The sequence below is a fragment of the Microvirga tunisiensis genome (genome assembly GCF_009296175.1).
GTDB lineage: Bacteria > Pseudomonadota > Alphaproteobacteria > Rhizobiales > Beijerinckiaceae > Microvirga > Microvirga tunisiensis.
Genome location: NZ_VOSK01000346.1, coordinates 1 through 6,073 on the forward strand (window position 1 = coordinate 1; position 6,073 = coordinate 6,073).

Genomic DNA, 6,073 nt, shown 5'->3' on the forward strand with positions numbered 1-6,073 from the left:
TCGATACCCAGGGTGGCAATGGCGGCAGAGAAAGAAGACCGTGACATGAGACGTGCTCCTTGCGTGGCTCGAAGCCCCACAGCTTACGAACAAGCGGGGCAGAAGCACGGCCGGACCATCCCATTAGGAGACTTTCCGGCCAACCGGAGATCGCGTCCTTAATGTTCAGTGGATTGCAAGAGATCGAAGACTCAGGGCGTTCTGGAGCAATGGTCGGATCCGTTAGACACCGGTGCCCGCCACATGCGGCCTAAGCGGCTTGTTGGCACTTGGCTGAGACTCCTCACGTCACGAACGTCTCATGAGGACACCGATCCTTTTCTTGCTTTCCCAGCCGGTTGATACGGCCGAACCGAGTGGGTCTGAAGGCGCACCAGCAGGGCGCTCAAGCGAGCGACTTCCCTATAGCGGGTCTCGTCATGAGGCGGCTCGTCCATGCGGCCGCTGGCAAGCCGCTCACCCGTTGCGATCAGGCGGTGGAGGGGCTTGGTGATCCAGGATACCAGCAGGAACAGCAATCCCAAAGCCACCAGCAAACCGCCCCCGAGAAGCATCCAGAATGCGTGAGAGATTGCCCGCGTCGGGTCCAGAACCGTATTCGACTCCGCGCGGACGATGACGCTCCAGCCAAAGCTCGGCATGTCTTTGTAGCGAACAGCAGGGATGACAGCCGTCATGTACTCCCGGCCGTCAGGCCACTGCTCACGCAGGGAGGTCGACACCGCCTGCCCTGCCGCGATCGCTGATCCCACGGCCAGCTTCGTGCCTTGCAGATCACCAGGTCCCAGCAGAACAGTCTGGTCGCGGGAGACCAGGAGAACATCCAGGCCCGGTCCCTTGAAGGATTGAAAGCTCTCCCTGACCCAGTTCCAGTCGAAGTGAGCCCCGATCACTCCCAGCACAGCTCCGTCTGGAGCCTTGATCGGCGCCGAGAAATCCACAAAGCGGCGAGGCTCCGGAGCCGCAGGAAGCAGTTTCTCAAGAAGCACCGCTTCGTGCACGTCGGTTGCCGCAGGACCGTTGAGGCCGCGCCGGAACCAGGGGCGCTCAGCGACGCTGGCCCCCTCAAGCATGCCATTGGAGGCGGCAATCACCTTCCCCTCCGGATCCGCAACGCCCACCCAGGAGACGCGATGATCAACCCGGGTCAGAAAAGTGAACTGGCGGCGTGCCTCCTCGCTGTTGTCCAGGCTGGCAATCTGCCCCAGCGCTTCCACGTCAAGCCAGAGCTGATGCATGCGCTGCCCGAGCTGATCGGCAACCATCTCGCCCGGGAGCCGAAGCCGTGCGCTGTTGGCTGCCTCGGCTCGCTGCTGCATGGCATTGGTGAACATAGTGCCGGCAACGATGGCCGGCACCAGCAGCAGCACGGCGCCGCACAGGAACACGATTGGCTTCAACCCCCAACGCATCGTCTCTCTCCACTCTTTCCCTATCGCGACGCCAGGCTGCGCATCCAGCCCTTGACCATGCCGACTGGATCCGACTGCATCGTGCCAGGTCTTGCATCAGCCGTATGCAGCTTGCGGATAATCGCATCCCGCTGATCAGGGGTCGGGCGCAGAGCAAGGCGGTAGCCGTCGTTCGTTTCGTTGGAGACGCGAACGGCAACATCGCCGACATCGGCAAGGTCCAGCGTTCCGGTTACCCCCAGCGGCACTTGCGATGGCCCGCGAACGCGAGCCTCGTCGATGCCAAGTTCGAGCACCCAGGACTGGAGCCTCTGCCGTCCGATGCTCAGCATGGCCATCTCGATGCTCTCACGCTGGGGCCGGTTCACCCGCGGACGCTCAATGCAGGCCAACATCGTGACCGCGAGCACAATCAGGTTGTAGATCGTCCAGAACAGGATGACCCTGATGCCGTCTCCGGCTTTCGCCACGTGCAGGAAGTATTCCGGGAACACCAGCGGCAGGACAAGCCCGAAGGCAGTCAGTGCAAAGAGGACCGCGAAGGCTTCATGATCGGCCATTGCACGACGGTTTTGGTTCGGTCGCCGCCCTTGGCCGTGACACGGAACTTGTGAGGGCCCTTGGTCAGTAAGCCCATTGCGACGGCCTTGGTAATCGGCCATGCGGCGAGAAGCTGAAACACATCGCTGAGGACCGGCCATACTAGCCCGCCCGAGGCCCAGTTCATACCGATCAGAACGGCGGCATAGTATGGAGCATAGTACCAAACGATGTCTGTCGGCGCCGCTTCGACCACGATGATGCCGAAGTACCAGTAGAGCAGCGGACAGATGAGACACACCAGGCGGAACAGAAAGCTGGTGGACCAGAACAGGGTGGAGTCGAGCAGGCTGAGACGCTGCATGAAACGGAGGTTGTGCGCCCCGAACGGATTGTAGACGTTGCGCACGATCTCCATCATGCCAAGACACCAGCGGGCACGCTGCACGATGTATTCCTGCACGCCTTCAGGGGCGAGGCCTTCGGTCAGAGGTTCGTTGAGGTAGACGGTGCGGTAGCCGTTCGCATCCAAGCGGATCGTGAGGAGAAAATCCTCTGTGACGCTCTGGGTCGGCAATCCCCCGATCTCGCGGATGGCTTTGGCCCGGGTCATGGAGGAGGTGCCGCAGCAGATCGCAATACCCCAAGCGTCGCGCGATGATTGAAGGTGATCGAAGAAGAAGCGCTGCTCGTCAGGGTACGCTTGCGAGATGCCGAGGTTATGCTGGATCGGGTCGGGGTTGAAGAAGTGCTGCGGCGTCTGGACGAGGCCCACGCCGGGATCGTGGAACAGGGCGATCGCTCGACGGATGAAGTTCGTGTGCGGCACGAAATCGGCATCCAGAACCGCAATGAAGTCCGGCGCATCTGGCTCGTTCAGCCGCTGCCTCAGGGTGTAGTTGATATTGCCGGCCTTGGCGTGACTGTTGTCGGGGCGGGTGCGATGCTCGGCGCCGTAGCGTTTACAGAGATCCGCCAGCCAGTCGCGGCGCCCATCGTCGAGCACAAAGACGTGCAGGTTGGGGTAATCGAGCGCCTGGGTTCCAGCAAGGGTACGCTCGAGGACCTCAAGCTCCTCGTTGTACGTCGCAATGTAGAGGTCGACCCGTGGTGGCGGGTTGTCGCCCCACCAGTTGGCATGGCGAGTGGCCTCCTCGTGCCGTTCCTTGCGGCGGCTGAGGATGAACTGGCCGAGCGTTCCCGAAACCATGGCCAGGAACTCGAGACCAACAAACATCCAGCCTGCAATCGCATCCGCCGTCAGACCGAAGGCCGGAACAGTCTCGGTGATCCGCCAGACCATATAGCGCCAGCCGAGCCCCGCCGTCAGGCCGAACATGAGCGCGCGCACCCACTCGGCTTCAGGAGCGGCAGGAACAGCAGGGCGAGACCGATCACGACGGCCAGTCCTGCAAAGCTGGACAGGTTCTGGTCGAGAAGGAGCATCAGAGGCCGACGCCTTGAAGCATCTGCCGGATGTCCGCCAGAGGCCCCCCTGTGAAGACCACCCGTCCGGTTCGGCCCACAGCGCAGGAGAGTTCAGGGCTGTTGGCCAGCTCCGGAACGCTCAGGGCGATGTCGAAGCGGGTGAGGTGCTCGGGACTCGGGCCGATCGCCAGGGTGCTGTAGAGACCGGCCGCGCCCGAGCCCCCCAAGCGGGTGACCGTTGCATTGAAGACCTGGTTGTCGCCGTTGAGCCTGAGCTGTGCCGGCATCCCAACCCGCAGACGGGAGTACACCGTCTCACTCACGCTGGCCGTCACGAGCACGGCAGAGCAGTCCACAAACCTGACAAGATCCTGGCCCTGATTGACGTGCTCGCCGCTGCTGGCGAAGAAGTTCCAAACGATGCCCGGGCTCTGAACCCCGAGATCAGCCGAGGTCAGGCGATTGACCCGCACGCGCTCCGCCGTGATCTGCTCGTTGGTCAGCTTCAGGCGGCGGCTGATGTTGTCGGTCTCCGCCGCGAGCTCGGCCAGGCGCAAGTCGAATTCCCGGATCCGCTGGATCGAGAAGGGTGCGTCATTATAGGAATCACCGATGAAGACGCCGTTCTGAGCCGAGGTGAGCTCTGTCGCGAGATATGTGACGCGCTGGCGGGCGCTGGCGATCTCCTGCTTTGCGACATCGAACTCGGCTTGGGCGCGGTCGAGGGTGATGGCCGTCTGGACCCCACGCGAATTCAGTTCCGTGGTTCTCTTGAGAGCACTCTCTGCCTCGCGCAGGCGTGCCTCCGCGGCATTCTGGGTCGCCTGTGCCTCGGCGATCCGTGACGAGATCTGGCGGATTCGCCCGTCCTGGTAATCCTTTGCCTGCTTCTGCTGGACCTCCTGGGCTTCCTCGACGGCAGCGGACTGGGCTCTGATCCGGCTGAGGTCGGCCTCCAGTGTCGAGCGGGTCCGCTCCAGATCGATCAGGCGGGCTGTATCAAAGCGGCTGTCGGTGATCCGTACCACCGGTTCTTCCGGGGAGACGCGGGCTCCGATGGTCCGGACGCCGAACTCGGCCGTTCCCTCGATCGGGGCACGCAGAACGAAGGTGCGGGCGTTGATCGTGGCGTCGGCGCTGGTGCCCGAGAGGTGCTCGCCGACAACCACATAGAGCCCTCCAAGGAGCAGGATGACTCCCAAGAAGATACGGAAGGGTTTCATAGGTCAGAGCTCGATCGGGTCTGAAACGGACTAGGTTACAACGACTTTTGCCCTTGTTCTCTGATCAAAGACGCATCCGCGATCAGGCGACGAGGGAGATCAAAGACAAAAGTCTTAACCTGGCCGTTACGTTTCCATTGGGGTAGCCCAGAAGCGGTAGGTTCAGCAATGATTCTTGGCAGCGACTGGATGTCCTATGCGGCGCCAGCAGGCAAAACGGGCCAGAAGCGCTCGGCCGGTCCGAGCTCCCCGCCGACTTCGTGTGCGAAGCCTGTCACGGCACCCCTGAAATTCTGGGTGAAGCGGAAGATCACCGGCACCTGGCTGGCGTAGCAGGCGATCGCCTCCAGCCGCTGCTCCAGCGTCCCTCCAACCGGCACCAGCACCGGCTCGCCCACCTTGCCGTCCAGCACAGCCAGCCGGGTACGCCGGCCTTCCGGGGTGTGGATGGCATAGGGACAGTCCTCGTAGGCATAGACCTCCCCCTGGGCTGCCAGGCAGCGGCTGGCGTCGAACACGAGCTGGTGGTCCACATGCGAGCCGATGCCGAGCGGCACGAACACGTGGTTGCCCTTGCGCCACTCTGGCAGGTGGCGGATCTCCTCAGCCAGGTGGGCTGCGAGTCCCTTCTCTTCGCCGGCAAGGGTCCGAACAGCTCGTGGTCGGAGGCGTAGCGGTCGCGGGAGATGGCATTCGGCAGCCCCAGCCAACGCACGTCACAGCCCAACGTGCGGGCGACCGCCGCGTCCTCGGCTGCCCCTACAGGTTCACGAGGCAGACGCCCAGTCCGATGAACGCCACGGCTGCCAAGACCGACAGCCAGAACAAGCCGGTGCGGGTCGTCCGCTCCTGCTGGTTCATCTGAGCCTGAACGGCTCTGATCTGGCGCTCCCGCTCGCGTTCGTGACGCGACCCGCTGTCGTGAGGCATGGTCGTCAACCCTCGTTCGGAGGGCCGCCATACCTCAAGCACGCGTAAGAAGAAAGTCCTCGAATTGCACGTCATGCCCTCTATGGAACCGGATAGGATGTCCTTTGATCGTATTTGGACGCTTCCATCGGCGCTCAGGGCAGTGGATCAGTAAGGTGCCAGTCTATAGGGCGGCTTTGCCCGACCCGAGGTGAGCGCGAATGCTGAAGGACACTTAAGGAGCCACTGGCACGAGCTCGGCCGCCGGATTGTTCGGTACACGAGCCGCTTGACTCGGATCAGCCAAGGTCTGCTCCGGGTCACGCACTGACGATCCCTCTGCGTCCAGGAACGTCCGCTGTTCCTCGCGAGAGCAGACCCTCGGTCTACTTCTGAGAAGGTAGAGTCGAGGATGGGCGCGGTAGCTTGGGCCATGCGGCAACGCCCCGTTTCCCATCCCCGCTCATCGAACCGGACGTGCGGCGCTACCGCATCCGGCTCTCCGACCGGCTTCATCGCAAGGCCCACGGCGGGACAGTTCGGGGCAAGCGCTCCAGAGCC

General features: G+C 62.9%; 6 protein-coding genes. All 6 read right to left on the reverse strand.

All coding sequences use genetic code 11. The annotated features are described in order from the left end of the window. Positions 1-299: 299 nt before the first annotated feature. Positions 300-1,412, reverse strand: a complete 1,113-nt coding sequence (locus FS320_RS36150) for a cache domain-containing protein (RefSeq protein ID WP_152717173.1) — start codon at positions 1,410-1,412, stop codon at positions 300-302. Between the two features lie 20 nt (positions 1,413-1,432). Beyond that, the gene (locus tag FS320_RS48860; RefSeq protein ID WP_244627610.1) at positions 1,433-1,972 is read right to left on the reverse strand and encodes a hypothetical protein; all 540 of its coding nucleotides are present in this window, start codon (positions 1,970-1,972) and stop codon (positions 1,433-1,435) included. Beyond that, positions 1,933-3,303, reverse strand: a complete 1,371-nt coding sequence (locus tag FS320_RS48865) for a glycosyltransferase family 2 protein (protein WP_338105629.1) — start codon at positions 3,301-3,303, stop codon at positions 1,933-1,935. Before FS320_RS48865 ends, FS320_RS48860 begins: the two co-directional genes overlap by 40 nt. 94 nt (positions 3,304-3,397) lie before the next feature. After that, positions 3,398-4,603: an HlyD family secretion protein gene (locus FS320_RS36160; RefSeq protein ID WP_152717174.1), complete on the reverse strand. Its 1,206-nt coding sequence runs from the start codon at positions 4,601-4,603 to the stop codon at positions 3,398-3,400. A 194-nt stretch (positions 4,604-4,797) separates the two neighbouring features. Beyond that, on the reverse strand, positions 4,798-5,313 hold the full coding sequence (locus FS320_RS36165) for a PIG-L deacetylase family protein (protein ID WP_152717175.1): 516 nt from the start codon (positions 5,311-5,313) through the stop codon (positions 4,798-4,800). A 49-nt stretch (positions 5,314-5,362) separates the two neighbouring features. Then, positions 5,363-5,533: a hypothetical protein gene (locus FS320_RS45515; protein ID WP_153885376.1), complete on the reverse strand. Its 171-nt coding sequence runs from the start codon at positions 5,531-5,533 to the stop codon at positions 5,363-5,365. Between the last annotated feature and the right edge of the window lie 540 nt (positions 5,534-6,073).